Consider the following 19237-nt stretch of genomic DNA (forward strand, 5'->3'; position numbering starts at 1 on the left):
TAATGACTGCTTATTTCCAAAGAACAGTTATACAACCATAATCTAATCGTATTTTTATATTATCATAACTTTACCCCTGGAATTCAGCTTCATCCCTAAATGCAGGTTTCACTGCATGAAATGCTTTTAAAGTTAAAAACAAAAGGTTTTATCCGGATAATCAAAGTATTTCACTGCAAAAATGCTGCGTTCTATACAGATCCGGGGCGATCCTTCCTTCCTCAGTCTCACGGCTCATGTACATTCATTTACTTAGCCCGTATGGCAGCTGATTCATTTTCCAGTTTTAGTAAACCCTATCTGCAGGTATGCATCTAATTTCCTGAGACGGTCTCCATAAAACATTTTTTTATAACAAAAAGAGAAGAAAATCCAGTGTTTAAGCAGGATTCCTTCTCTTTCTTATTCTCAAACTGTCGAAAACGATTTTCTATCATAAGCCCCGCTGTATACCTGTCTACACAGGGCTGCCGAGCCGGCAGTTTCACTTATGTAACTGTTGGACATCTTCACAATTACTGCATATTTACAACATTCACAGGACTGCCTACCAGGTAAGCTTTGATATTGCCAGCCGTTATGTCCATAATGCGCTGGCGTGATGCCTGCGCTGCCCAGGATATGTGGGGGGTGATAAAACAGTTCTTTGCCTTCAGCAGCGGGTTGTCACCTTTGATCGGCTCTGTGGATACTACATCCAGGCCCGCCGCATACATTTTTCCGCTGTTTAAGGCGTCTGCCAGATCCTGTTCCACTACCAATTGTCCGCGGCTGTTGTTTATAAGGATCACCCCGTCCTTCATTTTTGCAATATTTTCCTTGTTAATGATGCCCTCTGTCTCAGGAAAGAGCGGACAGTGGAGGAAAATCACATCTGCCTGGGCAAACAGAGTGTCCAGATCCACATACTCTGCCAGCTTTTTGCCAGCTTCGCTCTGGTAAGCATCATAGGCAAGCACTTTCATGTCCATGGACCGAAGAATTTTAGCAGTGGCCTGGCCGATCCTACCCAGTCCGATGATCCCTGCTGTCTTGCCGTAAAGCTCTATCATAGGATAATCCCAATAGCACCAGTCCGCATGGTTCTCCCATCTGCCTTCCGCTACGGTCTTCGCATGGTGTCCATAGTGGGAACAGATTTCCAGAAGAAGTCCCACTGCATACTGGCCTACAATCTGTGTCCCGTAAGTGGGAACATTGACCACGGGAATGCCTTTTTCCTTGGCATACGCGCAGTCCACCACATTATAGCCTGTAGCCAGCACAGCGATCAGCTTAATGTTTGGGCATTTATCAATGGTCTTCCTGGTAACCGGAGTCTTGTTCATCACTACAATCTCCGCATCTCCAATTCTCTCGGCAATGAGAGGGGAGTCCACATAGGAAGTACGGTCATAGACCGTAAGCTCCCCATACTGTTTTAGAGATTCCCAGCTTAGATCGCCGGGATTTTCCGTATATCCGTCTAACACTACAATTTTCATAACATTTCCTCCTCAAATATTTCTCTGTCAGGTTCCGAATATGAGTCCCACTGGTACTGTAATAATGGATGGGAATACAATAAAGATACATAAGGCAACTGCAATAAGGATGATCCATGGCACAGATGCCTTGATTATCTTCTCAAGTTCAAGTCCCGTAACATTCTGCGCCGCATAGAGACATACGCCAACCGGCGGGGTGATCAGTCCGAAGGATAGGGTAATGACCAGGAATACCACAAAGAACAACGGGGATACACCAACCGCCTGCACTGCAGGAAGAAGGATGGGTACTAAGATGAAAATTGCTGCTGTGGCGTCCATGAACATGCCTACACAGATCAGGAACAGGTAAAGTACAAACATAATGACAATCCGGTTGTCGGAAATACCGGTTATCATATTTGCCACTGCACTTGGCAGTCCGTCCAGCTCGAAGATCAGAGAGGCGGGCTTTGCTGCGATGGCCACAAAGAGAATGGTTCCTGTGGAGCGGGCATTCTTGCAGATAATGCGGGGAATGTCCCTCCATCTCAGGTTCTTATACACATAAACGGAAACCAGGATCGTATAGACAACAGCAATTGCCGCGCCTTCTGTGGGGGTGTAAAAACCTGTATATACGCCGCCCAGCAGAATGACCGGAGTCAGCAGTGCCGGGATGGCACTTACAAATGCTTTCCCAAGTCGTTTTCCCTCAAAAGGAGTGCGGTCGCCAATCTTGTGCTTCTTACAATAGAAGTAATTGTAAACCATGAATATCAGACCAATGATGATCCCGGGGATCAATCCTGCCAGCAGGGCCTGCCCGATAGAGACATTCGCCGTGGCTGCCGCGTTGATCATCAGGATACTTGGCGGAATGACCGAAGCCAGCATGGAGCCGGACAGGTTGATAGCTGTGGCATAATCCTTGGGATAGCCTTTCTTCTCCAGAGCGTTGATGCTCATCTTGCCTATGGAGGCAATGGCTGCCACAGAGGAACCGGACATTCCCGCAAACAGCATATTTACCACAACAGACACATGGCCCAGGCCGCCGAAGATCCAGCCCACCATGGACTCCGCCAAATCATAGATCTTATCCGCAACTCCGCCCTCATCCATGAGAGACCCGCACAGAATAAACAGCGGAACCGCAACCATGATAAAGCTGTTCATAGAGGTAAACATTGACTGTGCCGCCATGGAAAGAGGCAGAGAGGACATGGTCACAATTGTAAACACAGATGCCGCACCCAGGGAGACCGCAATGGGAACTCCCAGGAACATAAGCAGCAGGAAAACCACCAATAATGTAATACTCATCACCATCTGCCGTCACCTCTCCTTCTCTTCTGTTACTTTGTTTTCTTTACTTTTTCCGGCAATCTCAACATTACCGTGATATTCCATAAAACTCTGCAGGACGCCTATAATGCCAAGTACCCCGGCAACCGGCTGGCAAATGCCGATTATGTACATGGGGATCATCAGGGCTGTCCCCATTTCTTTCATCATGATCTGCTGCCGGACAACTTCCCATCCGTAAACGATCATGAAGCCAAAAAACAAAGTTACGATCACTGCGTATAATATTTCACTGAACTTTCTGAGCCATTTCGGTCCCTTTGCCACAAACAGCGTGACCCGGGAAGATTCCGCCTGGTTAAAGCCTGCCGCCAGTGCTACAAACATCATCCACAGGAAGAGATACCTGCTGGTTTCCTCTGTCCAGGGAAAGGGATGTCCGATCACACGCCCTATGATCTGCACCAGGATCGTGAATATCATTCCCACCACCATAATGGCAAGAACCACATTCTCCACTCCGCCAATCACATCAAAGAATCCGGACAGGGCTGTTTTCTTTCGTTCCATAAGAACACCTCCACCATTCTCTTAGTTTTTACCGCAAAATTTTGTTGTAGCGTCGAACAGTTCGTCATCCCCGATCAGTTCTTTAAACTTGCCGTAACAGGACTGGGACACTTTGACAAATTCCTGACGGCCTTCCTCAGAGATCTCATTGTACTCCATGCCGTTATCCAGCAGTGTCTGCAAGGCAGTCTCATCTTCTTTTTCCATGAAATCAACATTCCACTGCTGCACTTCCTCACCGGCTTTTGTGATGGCTTCCTGCTGTTTTTCGGATAAGCCGTCAAAGACAGCGCTGTTGATCCCTACCAGCCAGGCGTCTGCCATATGCTCTGTGCCGGAGATATATTTCTGTACCTCATAGAACTTGTTAGAGAAGGGAACATCCACAGGATTTTCCTGTCCGTCCAGAGTATTTAACTGAAGCGCATTGTAAACTTCACTGAAGTTCATAGGCGTTGTCACTGCACCGCAGGCACCAAAGAACTCTACATACAGGGCATTGTTGGGCACTCTAAGGACCATACCCTTTAAATCTTCCGGTTTGTTCACAGGATTTTTGGAATTGGTGATCTTGCGGAAAGATCTGGTCCAGCTTCCCACTGTGGTGATTCCCATATGGGAAACACGGTTCATAAGTTCTTTCCCCGTGTGGCTGTTTAAGTAATCCAGAAGCTGCTGCTGGTCGTCAAACATGTAAGGCACAGAGATCACATTGTATCCGGGTTCAAAGCTGGCATACACACTGCTGGCCAGGATCAGCATTTGCAGGGAACCTGCGGAAAGCTGTTTGATACCAGCTGCTGTGTCCCCGCCATAGAGGGAACCGTTTCCGGAAACCGTAAATTCCAGTGTGCCTTCAGAATACTCACCGGCGCGGTCCGCGAACTCCTGCGCTGCCTGGTAGATATAGGATGACTCAGGGTCCGGCACTGCGATGGTGATTTTCGTCTTCTTTCCTGCATCTGCTTTTCCGGAAGCATGGGTACTCCCGCTGTTTCCTCCGCATCCTGCAAGTCCGGTACATATCATAGCTGCTGACAGCACTGCTGCTAATACTCTTTTCTTCATTTTTCTTCTCCTTTTCCTAATGTAGGTTACTCCCAATCTTATATAGTTCCTTGATCTGTGGATATAACTGTGTATATACCTGATATCTCTTATTGTAAATATCATCATGTGCCCGGCTGCTTCGGATAACTTTATATACTTTTTTCTCCACCTTATCAGCAGCTTCATAGACATCCTTGAAAATTCCGGCTCCCACCCCCGCAAGCAGTGCAGCGCCGATGGGGGCCATATCGTTCATATCCAGAATCCTGATATCTTTTCCTGTAATATCCGCCTTGATCTGTGCCCAGGTCTCACTCTTGGCGCCGCCTCCGATAGACGTAAATTCTTGTATCCTCTGTCCTGTGACCCGTTCGGCGATCTCAGAGAGCTGCCTCAGTCCGTACCCGCATCCCTCCATAACTGCCCGGTTCATCTCTTTCCGGGTTGTCTGCAGGGATACGCCGAAGAAAACACCTCTTGCGTAAGGGTCCCAGATAGGGCTTCTCTCGCCAAGCATATAAGGCAGGAATACAAGTCCTCCGCTTCCCGGTTCCGCCTCGTCAGCCTCCCGGTTCATAAGCTGGAAAGCCGTCTTATCCGTGCCTACCGCCTTATCCACCAAATCCCGGCAGAAGTTGTCCCGGAACCACTGGTAGGATGCGCCTGTATGGGACAAGGCACCCTGATAGATCCAGGTGCCTTCCACCACATGACATCGGTTGATAAATCCCTTGTCAAATCTGGGCTGGTCCACACATACCGTCAGAACATTGGTGGTTCCCACGGATTCACATACCTGACCGGCTTTGGTCACGCCTGCCGCTAAAGTAGCGCAGGCCGTATCTCCTCCGCCGATGATGACCGGGGTATCTCCGGGAATTCCCATATGGATCAAATCGGGATGGATCAGACCTCCCACCACATCCGTGGATGCATGGAGGGGAGGCAGCTTCTCCATGCCGATCCCGATTTTTTCACAGAGAAATGAAGACCACCTGAAGCCTCCTGTGGTTTCAAATAGATCCGTATAGGAGGCATTGGAATAATCCATGGCGAAGTTTCCGGACATCCGCTGAGCCAGCAGCGTATTCACATGGCCAAAATACTTTGTCTTTTCATAGACATCCGGAAGGTTACGCTTGATCCAAAGCATAGAGGTCCCAGACATGGCGCCTGCCATAGCTGTATTGGCTGTGATCTCAAAAAGCTTTTCACTGCCCACGGATTCCAGTATCATCTCCGCCTCCCGGGTGCTGCGCCGGTCGGAATATATAATGGGATCTGTAAGCACTTCCCCGTTCTCACCCAGAGCCGCAAGTCCGGGACACAGGCTGGAGATACTGATTCCAGCCACCCGGGACATGTCTATATTTTTCCCTTCCTGGAGCAGCCGGATGCACTTTAGATAGGCACTCCACATATCCTCCGTGTCAATCTGTGCATAATCCTGATTCGGCGTGATCAGCCGGTATGAACTGCTGCTCATTCCTAAAACTTTAGCATGTTCGTCTATAACTGCCACTTTGATGCTGGTGGTTCCCACATCCACTCCCAATAAGTATCTATTTCCCATCTTATACACCCGTTTCGTATGTTATTGGTCTCTCTTAGAATTCACTGTAGTTTTTGTCATGTTCAAGCTGGGCCAGAAGCTCTTTTGCCTCTTTCACACTGTAACCTTCATGGATGATATAACGCAGCGCGATAACAAGAGCTGTCACATCTTTGTAATCCCAGACAAATCTTCCCATTGTCACACCGCCAACACCGCAGTCCATAGCTTCTCTTGTCATCTGCAGATAGTCATCCAGTGTCTTGCAGGCATCTCCGCCCTGGATCACGATACGGAAGGAAGAAGGCACGGTAGCCACTACTTTTGCCATGCTGTCCGGGTCCCCTGTATAGGTTGTCTTAATGATATCCATACCCAGCTCACATGCGCTTCTCACACAGTACGCAATGTTTTCCCAGGCAGTTCTGTCTTCCGGCTTCACACTCTCTCCTTTTGGATATACATGTCCGATCAGAGGCATTCCTTTTCTCATACATTCCTCGGAAACCCTGCCGATGGCTTCAAACTGCTCTCCCTGGAAATCTCCCAGTGTCATGCATCCCATGGATACCGCGTCAGCTCCCATACGGATCGCTTCGTCCACAGTACCGAAGATGGTGTCTTTAGTAGGTGCTACGGGAGAATAGTTGGATATCTTCATGAGCATTGCCACTTCCCCTGCGTGGTTCCACATGCAGTGCTCCGCAATGCCCTTTGTGAGAGTCATGGCATCTGGTCTTCCCAGTATTATTTTATCAATGGTATCCTGCACGTGATGCAGACCTGTCAGAGGCGCAATCCCTCTTGATGTGGCATGGTCCACTGTAATTGCCATCATTTTATTGCTTTTGGGGTTTACCAGTCTGCTCATTCTTACTTCTTTTCCTAACATTGCCATAATAATTAATCTCCTTTTCTTCTATATATAACTGTTATTGGTTTACGGTTCGATCATAACTTTCAGGCCTTGTCCGCTCCTGCACATTTCATAAGCCTGCTGAAAATCATCAATTTTATATGTATGTGTTGCGATCCTATCCAGATTGATCTTTTGTGTCATGACCATGTCTGCTGCTTCCAGATAATCGGCACGCTTGTATGCTGTACTTCCGTTGACGGTGATTTCGTTATAATGGATGGTATTCACCTCTATGGTGCATTCCCCTGTTCCGGCAAATCCGGCAAAGAGGTTTACAGTACCGCCTTTTTTACAGAGCTTCAAAGTAGAGTTCACCAGTGCCGGAACACCGATGGCCATAATGATCACATCTGCTCCCATGCCGCCTGTGGCGCCGCTGATGATCTGTTCCAGATCCTCTCTGACCGGGTCCACCACTCTGTCTGCCCCCAGTTCCAGAGCGACCTGGCGTCTCATCTCATTGGGTTCGCTGACGATCACCTGTTTGGCGCCTGCGATCCTGGAAAGCTGCATGTGCATCAGTCCGATGGGTCCGGCACCTACGATCAATACGGTATCATTAAATCCGGTCCCGGCATTTTTCAGTCCCCGGATACAGCAGGCCAGAGGTTCTATCAAAGCTCCTGCCGTGAAAGATACATGTTCCGGAAGCTTGATGACATTGCCGCTTTTAATAGCGATCTCCGGGATCAGTACATATTCCTCAAATCCCCCGTCAAACTCGTATCCCACTGCCTTGCGGTTCATGCAGGCATTCTCTCTCCCTGCCAGGCAGGCCGGACAGGAACCGCAGGGGATCACATTGGCGATGGACACCTTGTCCCCTATCTGAAATCCGGACACCTTTTTTCCCATCTCACAGATGATGCCGCACATCTCATGTCCGATCACTGAGGGATATCGGACACCCTTTGTCTTAGTCCCTGCAAGGATCCGCATATCCGTTCCGCAGATCGCCGCTTTTTTCATCTCCAGAAGTATGTCCTTATCCCCGATTTGAGGCTTCGGCAGATCTGTCGGTGCAAAATCATTTGGCCCGTTTAAAACAACTGCTCTCATACTATCTCACTCCTTTTTTTATCTTGACGCCATCATATCATATCTAAAAATTATTTTCAATAGTATTTTTACTTTTTGTAAATTATTTTCAATTATAGCCCTTATTTTTGTCTACATCGCTATATTTTCATGATTTTTCACCATTATGACAATGTTTTGTAAAATATTTTTCAGAAAATCATTTTTTTAATTTTCACATACTTTATTTATTTCTGTAATTTTTTTTCATAATAAAAAAAGAAAAAGCCCGGTAAACCGGACCTTTTCATCTGGACAGGACTGCTCTTAGAGCACCTGCTTTATAATTTATTTTCTGATGTAGCCTTTCTGGTCTTCTGGATCGCCATGTAAGAATTTTCATAATCCTCAAACGCCACAATCGCCACCAGTGTATCAATCATGGCAAGCTGTGCGATCCGCGTGCTTACCGATTCCGACTGGAATATGGTCTCCTCCGCCGAAGAATACAGGATCGAATCAGCGATCTTGGAAAGCGGCGTCTTCCCCTGGCTCACCAGAGCCACGGTATCGGCCCCGTTTTCCCTGGCATTCCGCAGACAATTTATGACATTGCAGTTACTTCCGGAATGGGAAATGCCAAAGGCAAGCTCCCCCTCCTCCATCAGTGACGAAACCATGAGCTGCATATCCACGTCGTCATAGACAAACGCCCGGATACCTATTTTCATAAATTTATGCTGGGCATCCTTTCCCACCAGAAGGCTGCCGCCGCTGCCAAAAAAGATCAGACGTTTGGCGCTGCGTATCCGCTCTGCCACCTTTATGAGGGAAGGCAGATCTATTCCGGCCAGCGTCCTGTTCAAAACATTTACTTCTGAGGCAAAAATCTTCCTGCAGATGGTTTCCGGGTCATCCCCCTGCTCCAGGCTTGGATTAAAATGTTTATCCCTGGGCAGCACGTCTCTGGCTGCATTGACCTTAAAATCCTGATAGCCTTTGTAGCCCACACTTTTGCAGAATCTCACCACAGACGCATCACTTACCCCTGCCTCCTCTGCCAGCTCCGTAATATTACAGTTCAGCACTTCCTCATAATGTTCCAGTATGTAAGCTGCCAGTTTCGCTTCCGTGTTGGTAAGCAAGTGCATTCTCCCTAAAATTTTCTCCTTGCAGCTTCCTCCTACCACAACTCGTTCTCCTCTTTTATCTGCTATTTTCTTTTTTACAAAAAAATCATATCATATTTGAAAAAAAATTCAACCCAGATTTGATCTTTTTGCCTGCACTCTATATGAAGCCGCTGCAGACAGGGAGACCTTTCTACTGCGTCCGGCTATTCAGCTTGGGATGAGCATACTGTTTTCCTCTCTTTTCATACCGCCCATTGACTCCCCTGATATATGAGTACAGGATACTACAAAATATTTCCTATTACTATCCTGGAACTGTGTTTTTTTGCCCCCTTTCTGCATAGAATATTGGTTGAATACCAATAATAAGGCAGGTCAATCCATGTCGAAATTTTCCATACTGGTCAACCGGGAGCATCTCCTGCCGGAAACCTACATCCCCAGCCCTCTGACGGAGCCATCCATACCGTTTTCCGCGCCTCCGGGTGACAAAAAGCGGCTTCTTGTCAAAGACGCGGCCACAGCCGCGGAGGAACTGTTTCAGCGGGCCGGGAAGGAAGGCATCCGCCTGTGCGGCGTCTCAGGCTACCGCCCCTATAGCCGCCAGCAAGAGCTGTACCGGGCTGCGCTTGCAAAAAGAGAGAAACTGCTTAGGAAAACCGGGGAAGCACCTATGATCGCCGTAGCTCCTCCGGGAAGCAGCGAACACCAGACCGGCCTGGCCCTGGATGTATCCTGCCCCTCTGAAAACTATGATCTGGAGGAGACCTTTGCCCTGACGCCGGAGGGAAAATGGCTCAGTGCCTATGCCTCCCTCTATGGCTTCATCCTCCGCTACCCCAGGGGTAAGGAAACCCTCACCGGATTTCCCTATGAACCCTGGCACATCCGCTATGTGGGGGAACCGCTTGCCCTCTATCTGTCTCTCACCGGATTAACACTGGAAGAATACCACTTGTTATAAATAGACGAAAATACACGAAAGAATCCAGCAAAATGCCAGTGTATCCTTGCATTTTGCACAAAAAGTGCTATAATATCACCAAGGCTGACGCAGTCCCGGAGAACAGACCGCTTTTTAAGGGAAAGCAGACAGATAAAGCTATTGCAAAGGAGCACTATAGTATGAGAGCTTTGAATTTAACATTACTGACCGATTTATATGAGCTGACCATGATGCAGGGTTATTTTAAGAACCCTACTGACCAGGTAGTCGTTTTCGATGCCTTTTACCGAAAAAATCCGTGTGACGGAGGATACGCCATTGCTGCCGGACTTGAACAGATCATTGAATATATTCGTGACCTCCACTTTTCTCCGGATGACATTGACTACCTCAGATCCCTGAAGATTTTCGACACGGATTTTCTGGAATACCTGCGGGGCTTCCATTTTACAGGTGATATCTACGCCATCCCGGAGGGCACTGTTATCTTCCCAAGGGAACCCCTGGTGAAGGTCATCGCCCCTGTCATGGAGGCCCAGCTTATTGAGACAGCGCTTCTGAACATCCTGAACCATCAAAGCCTGATCGCCACAAAAGCCTCCAGGGTGGTATACGCCGCCAAGGGAGACGGTATTATGGAATTCGGCCTGCGGCGCGCCCAAGGCCCGGATGCCGGCATATACGGCGCCAGGGCGGCCATGATCGGCGGCTGTATCGGCACCTCCAATGTGCTGACAGGCCAGATGTTCAACGTGCCGGTGAAGGGTACCCATGCCCACAGCTGGATCATGAGTTTCCCTGATGAGTACACAGCATTCAAGGCGTACGCCAGACAGTATCCGGATGCCTGTATTCTTCTGGTGGACACTTACGATGTGCTGGATTCCGGTGTTCCCAACGCCATCCGCGTTTTCAGGGAAATGCAGGAGGAGGGCATTACGCTGAAGGGATACGGCATCCGCATTGACAGCGGTGACCTGGCTTACCTCTCCAAACAGGCCTACAAGATGCTGGCAGAGGCAGGATTTGGAGATGCCATCATCTCCGCATCCAGTGATCTGGACGAGTACCTGATCGACAGCTTGAAGGCCCAGGGCGCCAAGATCAATTCCTGGGGCGTGGGCACCAACCTGATCACCTCCAACGGCCATCCGGCCTTCGGGGGCGTATACAAGCTGGCTGCCATCAAGGAGAAAGATGACGAGGACTTTGCACCTAAGATCAAACTCTCCGAAAATGTAGAAAAGGTAACAAACCCCGGAAACAAAACCGTCTACAGGATATATGACAAGGCCACGGGCAAGATCCGCGCCGATTTGATCTGTCTGGCTGACGAGACTTTTGACACAGGGAAGGATATGATCATCTTTGACCCAATGGCCACCTGGAAGAAGACCAAGATCAGCGGCGGCACCTATACACTGCGTGAGCTTCTGGTGCCCGTCTTCCTGAAGGGCGAATGTGTCTACACCTCCCCCTCCGTAATGGAAATACGGGATATCTGCACCAAAGAAAAGAAGACCCTCTGGAGTGAGACCATGCGTCTCGTAAATCCCCAGGAGGTCTACGTGGATTTATCCGACAAGCTGTACGCCATCAAATCCAGGCTCCTGGAGGAAATGGGCCAAGCTGCCATCGAATAAGATCTGTACATGAAAAATGCACCTGTCCCCAAACCTCACTTTCAGGTTTTGGGCAGGTGCATGATGTTTCCTTTGAACTCTACTGCTCCATCTGGCGTCCCAGAAATCCGGCAGCTGCCTGTGCAAGCTTAAGTTCTGTCTCGGTGAATGCCTTCTGGCCTTCTCTCCCAAGCAGAATGACAATACCGATACTGTCACCCGCGCATGTGATGGTGCAGTACGCCTGTGAGCTGTATTCAGACCTGTCATCTTCCACTACTTTCAGAAAACCTTTCTCTGTAATCACATCATTGCCTCTGTCGGCGATCACGTCCTCCAGTTCAGAGTGGATTCTTTTTCCCATATATTCTTTGGAACCGCTTCCGGAAGCGGCGATCACCTGGTCGTGGTCACAGATACATACCATACACCCTGCTACCTGAGCCAGGCTCTCCGCATACTCTTTGGCAAAATTCCCAAGCTCTCCGATAGGCGAATATTTTTTCAGGATAATCTCTCCCTCCCGGTCCGTAAAGATCTCCAGCGGGTCGCTCTCTCTGATACGCAGTGTCCGTCTGATCTCCTTCGGAATTACCACACGCCCCAAATCGTCGATTCTCCTGACTATACCTGTAGCTTTCATAAAAAAATTTCCTCCATTTTACATTATGACATTTATCTTCTTTAACTTCACCTTCGCCTGAAGCGAATGGTAACTTTGGCAGTTAAATGTAGTATTTGTAAAATAGAGGAAACTATACATTTTCTTGTTATATAAAGCTAAGCTGTTTTAGGTTTTATTCCGAAAATCTCTTTAAGGTCCGCTGCTGCGGTCAAAGAACCAAGCAGGATCACGATTCCGCAGATGACACTTTTCGCATCAGGCATCTGTCCCAGGAACACAAGGGCCAATACAATGGACCATGCGGAATATGTAATATCAAGAGCCATGCCTTTTGCCGCTCCCATTGTATTGATAGCTTTATAGTAGCACAGGTAAGACGCTGTGCCGAAGAAGGCGGATGCCAGAATAATGGCTGTGGTCTTGGAAAATGCAATATCTGCGGTAAATCCCCAGCCTTTTATCACCGTGAGGATCACAACGCCATAGAAGACAGCGCTGGTCATCTGCCGGATCATAAGGGCATGTTCATTATTTACATTGGGGTCCTTCATGCCGTAGGCACAGATCACCACCTCGACAGCCCAGCCTACCACGCAGAGGAGCGCACACGCAAATCCAATTCCAAAATTGCTGATCTGGCTTCCTCCCGGTGTATATCCCAGTGCCACCATACCGCCGATGCTCACAATAAATCCCATGATCTGAATGGGTTTCATCCTCTCCTTCAGAAAGATGTAGGACAACACGGCTCCCAGAGCCGGAAACATGGCGGAGATCATTGCCGTATAAGTTGCGCCCAGATATTTAATGGCAAACACATATCCGGTCATACCGATGGGGCCGCCGAATAGTGCCCCCAGGATGATGAATTTACCGCTCCTGGTTTTCAGCGCCCGGACCACTTGTTTCATCTGCTTTCTGATCCCCATATAGAAAAGCATCCAGACTGCAGAACAGAAATCATGCAGAAAGGTGCTCACAAAGGGGGCCAGAAAAATTGCCTGCTCCGTACTTACAAACGGTGTCATTGCAAGGGCGATCCCTAAAATAATCGTATCTGCCGCCCAGAAGATACCTGCTGCTAAACCTGTGATCATATTATACTCTCCTTTTTCTCAAACCATCCATCAGTCCGGGTTTCCCTTCCGCCGCATTAAGACCGGCAGCTTCCCTGCTTAGCATATCTGACGATACTTCCTGCTGCATAGTCATACTGATAGGCGCCGCCCGGGGCCAGAAACTGTATGCCTGATACAGAACCGTCCGCATTCTTTGCCGGATCGATACTGTAAATATCACCTTCCCTGCATCCCAGGGTTTCCGATATGTATTCCATGATGCGGGAACCGGAATGCTCTTTGTATGTCCCGTCGAACTCCCTCAGCTCCTCCAGGGAATCGAATTCATAGATGACACTGTCATGGTATTTCCTGAGTTTAAGGGGAAGGCTGTCTATGTTTTCCAGATAAATATTCTCCCACATCTTGCCAGCTGTCTGGGGCTTTCCATAGGCTTCCTCCAGAATGTCCAGGAATGTTCTGCTGAATTCCTCCGACCAAAAGGCCGGTCCGTTCATATACCAGGCATCCCTGCCCCCTATTTTTACGGAGGTGATGATACCGTCCCCGTCCGTCTCCATACACCACTCATCCGTCTCTCCGGCTGCGTACAGGGCAGAGTAGTAGCTTTGCTCCACATTTTTTTCAAAAGGATTTATATTGAGATAATTATCCCCGCAGCATATATAGGTGTTTTTCAAATATTCCCTGACCGCGTAGATGGAACTGTGGTTATTTTTTTCCTGATACTCCCCGTTGTGGACCAGAATAACGCCCAGCTTTTCCTTCAGGTACTCAAACATTTCCGCTTTATAGCCTGTGACCACAATGACCTGGTCAATGCCTGCCTCACGAAGCTGGCGGATCTGGCGCTCAATAAGGACCTCGCCTCTGACGGGGGTCAGTGCCTTGGGCATCTCGTATGAAATAGGTGCGAATCTGCTGGACAGGCCGGCTGCCAGAATGACTGCATTATCTGCCTGATAAGACATATCACTGTTCTCCTCCCAATCCCTGTTTTACATACTTGTAGTATTCCTTCGCGTATCCGTACTGCCTCAGGGAGTATTCCCCGAATTCCACGCCCTCATGCCTTTTGAACTCACACCAGTTGCTCCACAGGAAACCGCAGACAGCAATGTATGCGTATATTTTAAGCCTTACTTCCCTGGTGCACCCTTCCGTATAGTAGGCGTCTATCAGCTCATCCACCTTGTCCTTCTCGTACATGGCATATATGGCGAACATGGCAATATCCACATCCTCATCCTGCATACCCGCATACTCCCAGTCTATCAGAGAGATCTTCTCGTCCTCACCTTCTACCCGGATCAGGAAGTTGTCCTGCACGGAGTCAATGTGGCACAGGATCCAGTTTTTCGGCTGGCTGTCTATAAATTTCTTTAACTCATAAACTTTTTCTTTTGTCCCTGCATAGTCACGGTAGCAGGAAGGTTCCCCCTTCCACAGGCTCTCGTAAAATTCGATCCTCTCAAAGATGTCAAAGGTATGCTCCGCTTTCAGGCCGCTTCCGTGAAACTTCCTCAGCACCTTCATACATTTTTTCACATCCTCAGGATTTTCCGGGTCACAGCATCTTGCCCCTTCCAGGTACTCCGTCAGTTTACAGCCGCTGTCCGGGTCAAAATACCGTATGGTGTCGCTCAGTTTCAAATCCCTGATGACCTGATACACCTCATATTCCTGCCTGCGGTTGATAAGCTGTTCTGTGCCCTCCCCCGGAATCCTCATAATGTAGCGCCTGTCCCGGCAGGCAAACTGGAAGGAACGGTTTGTCATCCCTTTTTTCAGCACCTCGATCTGTACAATATCATTCAGTTCACAGTGCAGTGCCCCTGCGATCTCCAACAGGATTTGGGAGTTTAACTGCTTTGACTCCTCGTCCAGTTCCCTGAGCTGTTCGTATGTATTGATCTCGTACACTTCCCTGGCGGGAACCACTCTGGCCGGAACCGTCATCTTCTCCTTTTCCATGAGCGCGTCTTCCCAGAACGCGTTGCTTGAAGACCTTTTCCCGGACAGCTCCCGGATCCTGTTTCTGAGCTTCTCCGCATCCTGTTCCAGAATATAGGCAATGCCTATCATGCCGTTACCGCTTTTTTCCGCATCCACAGCAACCAGCTCCAGTTTACGGTTCACACGCACATCACTCTCATCATCCACCATATCCGTAACCATATACCAGGAATACAGCTCTCTTTCCGAGAAGGGATTAAAACCGCACCATACATCGCAGGGGATGATATAGGTATTGGAGATCTTATCAACTGCCAGCATGAGGGAATGCAGATTATTTTTCTCCCCATACTCCCGGTTGACGATCAGATTCACACCGTACTGGTCAATGAGATATTCATACTGCTCTTTCATAAATCCCACAACCACATCAATCCGGTGTATACCTGCCTCATGAAGCTGCTTAATCAAGCGCTCCAGCAGAGGCTCTTGGTTGACTTCTATAAGACCCTTGGGAATCTCACGGTTGATGGGGACCATGCGCAGACCGTATCCGGCAGCCAGAATGATGGCATTCTTTGGTTTCTTCTCCGCGATTTCCTTTACTGCTTTGTCTGTGAGTGTGTATTCTTTATCTAAATACCCTTCCCGTACCAGCGCTGCCAGGGACTGATTCACTTTTCCAAGCGAATAACCTGTGCTCTCTGACAGGATTCTCTGATTATGGTATCCCTTATCTATAATGGCGTTCATTATATTATATTCTTGTACATTCATGTAATTTAAATTTCTCCTTTTCATGAACATTGTGTTATTATAATACCTCTCCATTGTATACTTGTCAAGATTTTTTTGCTTTTAGGGACTGCCCCAGGTCATTTTTTGTATAACTAAAAAGTCCCGTCAGACCGGATCTATCTGACAGGAACTCTTTTCTTTTTTCTTTATAGGAAATTCTATATATCCAGATTAGCGTAGAACTCTTTTATCTTTGCCTCCTGATACGTTCCGGCAAATGTGCCCTCCAGGAAATGCTTTAAGCCTTCCTCTGTAAATTCTTCCCAGGATTCTGTCTCCTGATATGCCAGAACAGGATAGAACAGCGCATCTGCACTTTCGGCTGCCATCTTATCCGCAGGTGCGTCTCCGATCATCAGCACATGGTCCTTTTCATACCCCCGTTCTGACAGAGACTGCAGACATGCTTCCTTGGTACCGGACTCCTGGGACAGAAGCAGATCCGCATATTCCATAAGACCGCTGTCCTCCCACTCTTTGCGTATTTCCTTGCCGTTGGATGCTGTGACAATGACCACATCCGCCTTATCCCCCATAAGCCTGAGGGCTTCCTCCACCCCGTCAAAGGGTGACTTTCTGCTGTTGGATATCATGACAATGGAGTCATTGACCAGTCTTGACCACTCCAGTGCTTTTTTCATACAGATACAGCCGGTTCTCTCATAGGCCTCCCTGAGACTCTCATCTGATAATTCATCTGTGGTCTGTACCCAGTAAACCAGCTCATCCATACCATCCACTCTGACATAATTTTCGTTGATCTCTACCAGGATCTTTGCCAGCCCCTTAAAGCGGTTGATGCCCCGGCTTCTGCTCAGCAGGTTGATCTTTCTCCAAAGCCGCACAATATCGTCCCGGTATTCCCCCAAATCCCACTCATGTACCAGACACGGCGCAAAACAGCGCATATGTTTTACATCCATGGTATCCATGGCACAGCCGTCAGAATCAATACATATTAAAAAATCCTTTGACTTTTCAAAATCTTTTGCTACAACTTTCATTCTCCTGCCCTCCGTTTTACAATATAATAATCATATCCTATTGTAACTGTTCGTTACTGTTCACAGGCCGCGGTCCTGCCCTGAGTCATGGTTTTTCCTGCCGCGGGTTGTTCCCTTACGATCAGCGCAGTAAATGCGCTGACATACCGAATAGTTACATTCTATTATACTATTTCCTTATTCATGCCGCAACAAACATACTTCCGGCACTTTGCAGAAAAATTTCGGTTATCTTTGTATAACTTGCAGAAAGCGTCTTTACACAGTAGGCATCTCCAGAAAAAAATGTTATACTGTTCCATGACAAATTCAGTAAATGCAAAGGAGAATTTATATGGCTGAATACAATTTTGACGAATATATTGACCGCAGGCGGTCCAATTCCATAAAACACGCATTTAAAAAGGAATATCATGTACCTGAAGACGTGATCCCCCTGTGGGTGGCCGACATGGATTTCCGCTCCCCCAAAGAGGTATGCAGCGTGGTCGCAGAGGCAGGAGAATTGGGCATATTCGGCTATGCGGGTGTACATGAGGATTACTTTCAGGCTGTCCATGATTGGATGCTGAAACGCCACGGCTGGAATGTCAGGGAGGAGTGGATGATCCGCATTCCCGGAGTAGTCTGCGCCATTGCCACAGCCGTCCGCGCCCTGACCGAAGAGGGGGACGGTGTAATGATCATGCAGCCGGTCTACCACCCTTTCAAGAACGTTCTGACCGCCAACAACCGAAAGGTGGTAACACACTGTTTAAAGACCGAAGAAAACAAACGCTTTTACATAGATTTTCAGGAAATGGAACAGCAGATAACAGAGGAACAGGTGAAAATGCTGGTTCTGTGCACGCCCCACAATCCCGGCGGCCGTATCTGGAACGAGGAGGAGCTGAAGAAGATCGCGGACATCTGCCTGCGCCATCATGTCTATGTGGTGGCAGATGAAATACACCATGACTTTATCCTTCCGGGCCACACCTTCACAGAGTGGGCTTCCGTGAGCGGGGAGATGACCCAGTTAAGCATCATCTGTACAGCCCCCAGCAAAACCTTCAACATTGCGGGTCTTGGATTGTCCAATATCTTCATACCCAATGAGGACATCCGCAGGGAGTTTGAGAAGGAAATCTCCCGGGCCAGCATTGAGGCCAGCAACGTGATTGCGCTGGATGCCTGCAAAGCTGCCTACACCTTCGGGGAGCAGTGGCTGGACGAGCTTCTGGAATATCTGAACGGCAATGTGGCCCTGGTACGGGAATTCCTGAAAGAAAACCTTCCCCAGGTAAAACTCATGGAGCCGGACGGCACGTATCTTATCTGGCTGGATTTCTCCGCCCTTGGCATGGACAGCGACGCCCTGGAAGAGTTTCTTGTACAGAAGGCTAAAGTATGGATGAACAAAGGTACTGTATTCGGTGAAGGCGGAGAATGCTGCTTCCGCATGAATCTGGGCAGCCCCAGAGCAGTTATCAAACAGGCACTGGAACAGATAAAAAGCGCGGTGGATGCACTTTCTCTATAACATTAAAAACGTTCTCCGGCCGGATTTACTGCCGTACTGTCCCTGCTTGGGGCCTCCGGCAGCTTTGTCCGGTCCATGTTTGGGGCTGCTTTCTGCAGATTTTTCTCCAGGCATTCCAGGGCTGTCAATACTGTTATGGCACTTCTCCTTGTGTACTGCGCAGCCTCTCTGTTTTTCTGAAAATGTTAAACCGGGCAGCGGGATCAGGTGTCTTTTTCCTGCTGCCGTCCCCGGCTTACCTTCCTGGCATTCTGAAACAACTCTATATCTTCCCTGGTGACTTTGATATTCGTAATATAATTCCTTCCCTGAGGTGTGGTCACGCTGACTTCCACCACGGTGCCTTCCTGCAGGGCGTCCGCAGACACGGACTCCAGAAATCCTCTGACCTTTGGATGGCGTTTCTCGAACTGCGCCATGGCAGTTCTGGCCTGCATCATTTTTATCGGATTGAATCCCATACTGCTGTTCTCCTTTGTCTGTTATACACATATCTTGGGGCTTGCTCGCAGCATTTGCTGCTTGATAAGGTATAATTATAGCACGGTTTTTCAATTCATAAAGGGGATTCTTCTATTTTTACAAAGAAAAACAAACTTTAGTTTCTTGATAAAGCAAAATCGGGTGCTGCAATTCTGCGGCACCCGGAATTTGTTTTCATATTCATATT

General features: G+C 48.3%; 17 protein-coding genes. 3 read left to right on the plus strand and 14 right to left on the minus strand.

Annotation, left to right across the window (positions count from 1 at the left end; translation table 11 throughout):
* Window positions 1-515: 515 nt before the first annotated feature.
* The 8 genes from A4V09_RS19495 to A4V09_RS19530 form a co-directional block, all read right to left on the minus strand.
* Window positions 516-1484 (minus strand): D-2-hydroxyacid dehydrogenase, encoded by a 969-nt coding sequence (locus A4V09_RS19495; protein WP_065543791.1) that lies wholly within the window; start codon window positions 1482-1484, stop codon window positions 516-518.
* A 27-nt stretch (window positions 1485-1511) separates the two neighbouring features.
* A complete protein-coding gene (locus A4V09_RS19500; RefSeq protein WP_065544870.1) occupies window positions 1512-2792 on the minus strand; it encodes a TRAP transporter large permease in 1281 nt (426 codons plus the stop codon).
* 12 nt (window positions 2793-2804) lie between these two features.
* Window positions 2805-3344, minus strand: coding sequence for a TRAP transporter small permease (locus A4V09_RS19505; protein ID WP_065543792.1), 540 nt, complete (start codon window positions 3342-3344; stop codon window positions 2805-2807).
* A gap of 21 nt (window positions 3345-3365) precedes the next feature.
* A complete protein-coding gene (locus tag A4V09_RS19510) occupies window positions 3366-4412 on the minus strand; it encodes a DctP family TRAP transporter solute-binding subunit (RefSeq protein ID WP_065543793.1) in 1047 nt (348 codons plus the stop codon).
* A 16-nt stretch (window positions 4413-4428) separates the two neighbouring features.
* Window positions 4429-5967, minus strand: a complete 1539-nt coding sequence (locus A4V09_RS19515) for a xylulokinase (RefSeq protein ID WP_065543794.1) — start codon at window positions 5965-5967, stop codon at window positions 4429-4431.
* Window positions 5968-6001: 34 nt separating this feature from the next.
* Window positions 6002-6844, minus strand: coding sequence for a class I fructose-bisphosphate aldolase (locus A4V09_RS19520; protein WP_065543795.1), 843 nt, complete (start codon window positions 6842-6844; stop codon window positions 6002-6004).
* A gap of 42 nt (window positions 6845-6886) precedes the next feature.
* Window positions 6887-7924, minus strand: coding sequence for a zinc-binding dehydrogenase (locus A4V09_RS19525; RefSeq protein WP_065543796.1), 1038 nt, complete (start codon window positions 7922-7924; stop codon window positions 6887-6889).
* A gap of 299 nt (window positions 7925-8223) precedes the next feature.
* The gene (locus A4V09_RS19530) at window positions 8224-9072 is read right to left on the minus strand and encodes a MurR/RpiR family transcriptional regulator (RefSeq protein ID WP_065543797.1); all 849 of its coding nucleotides are present in this window, start codon (window positions 9070-9072) and stop codon (window positions 8224-8226) included.
* A 325-nt stretch (window positions 9073-9397) separates the two neighbouring features.
* Between A4V09_RS19530 and A4V09_RS19535 the strand changes: the two genes are divergently transcribed.
* Both A4V09_RS19535 and A4V09_RS19540 read left to right on the plus strand, forming a co-directional pair.
* Window positions 9398-9979, plus strand: coding sequence for a M15 family metallopeptidase (locus tag A4V09_RS19535; RefSeq protein WP_065543798.1), 582 nt, complete (start codon window positions 9398-9400; stop codon window positions 9977-9979).
* Window positions 9980-10140: 161 nt separating this feature from the next.
* Window positions 10141-11604 (plus strand): nicotinate phosphoribosyltransferase, encoded by a 1464-nt coding sequence (locus A4V09_RS19540; protein ID WP_065544871.1) that lies wholly within the window; start codon window positions 10141-10143, stop codon window positions 11602-11604.
* Between the two features lie 79 nt (window positions 11605-11683).
* Here the strand turns inward: A4V09_RS19540 and spoVT are convergent, their stop codons facing one another.
* The 5 genes from spoVT to A4V09_RS19565 form a co-directional block, all read right to left on the minus strand.
* Window positions 11684-12226 (minus strand): stage V sporulation protein T, encoded by a 543-nt coding sequence (gene spoVT, locus A4V09_RS19545; RefSeq protein ID WP_065543799.1) that lies wholly within the window; start codon window positions 12224-12226, stop codon window positions 11684-11686.
* Between the two features lie 137 nt (window positions 12227-12363).
* Window positions 12364-13305: a DMT family transporter gene (locus A4V09_RS19550; protein ID WP_065543800.1), complete on the minus strand. Its 942-nt coding sequence runs from the start codon at window positions 13303-13305 to the stop codon at window positions 12364-12366.
* A 56-nt stretch (window positions 13306-13361) separates the two neighbouring features.
* Window positions 13362-14258: an NTP transferase domain-containing protein gene (locus A4V09_RS19555; RefSeq protein ID WP_065543801.1), complete on the minus strand. Its 897-nt coding sequence runs from the start codon at window positions 14256-14258 to the stop codon at window positions 13362-13364.
* A gap of 1 nt (window position 14259) precedes the next feature.
* Window positions 14260-16020 carry a phosphotransferase gene (locus tag A4V09_RS19560; RefSeq protein WP_065543802.1) on the minus strand — a complete coding sequence of 587 codons (1761 nt, stop codon included), beginning with the start codon at window positions 16018-16020 and terminating at the stop codon, window positions 14260-14262.
* Window positions 16021-16199: 179 nt separating this feature from the next.
* Window positions 16200-17045: an HAD family hydrolase gene (locus A4V09_RS19565; protein ID WP_065543803.1), complete on the minus strand. Its 846-nt coding sequence runs from the start codon at window positions 17043-17045 to the stop codon at window positions 16200-16202.
* 334 nt (window positions 17046-17379) lie between these two features.
* On the opposite strand from A4V09_RS19565, the gene A4V09_RS19570 reads away from it, so the two are divergent.
* Window positions 17380-18567, plus strand: coding sequence for a MalY/PatB family protein (locus tag A4V09_RS19570; protein WP_084043682.1), 1188 nt, complete (start codon window positions 17380-17382; stop codon window positions 18565-18567).
* Between the two features lie 203 nt (window positions 18568-18770).
* Here A4V09_RS19570 and A4V09_RS19575 read toward each other — a convergent pair whose 3' ends face one another.
* The gene (locus tag A4V09_RS19575; protein ID WP_065543805.1) at window positions 18771-19028 is read right to left on the minus strand and encodes a hypothetical protein; all 258 of its coding nucleotides are present in this window, start codon (window positions 19026-19028) and stop codon (window positions 18771-18773) included.
* Window positions 19029-19237: the final 209 nt, after the last annotated feature.

Origin of the sequence: Blautia pseudococcoides, assembly GCF_001689125.2 — a bacterium.
GTDB lineage: Bacteria > Bacillota > Clostridia > Lachnospirales > Lachnospiraceae > Blautia > Blautia pseudococcoides.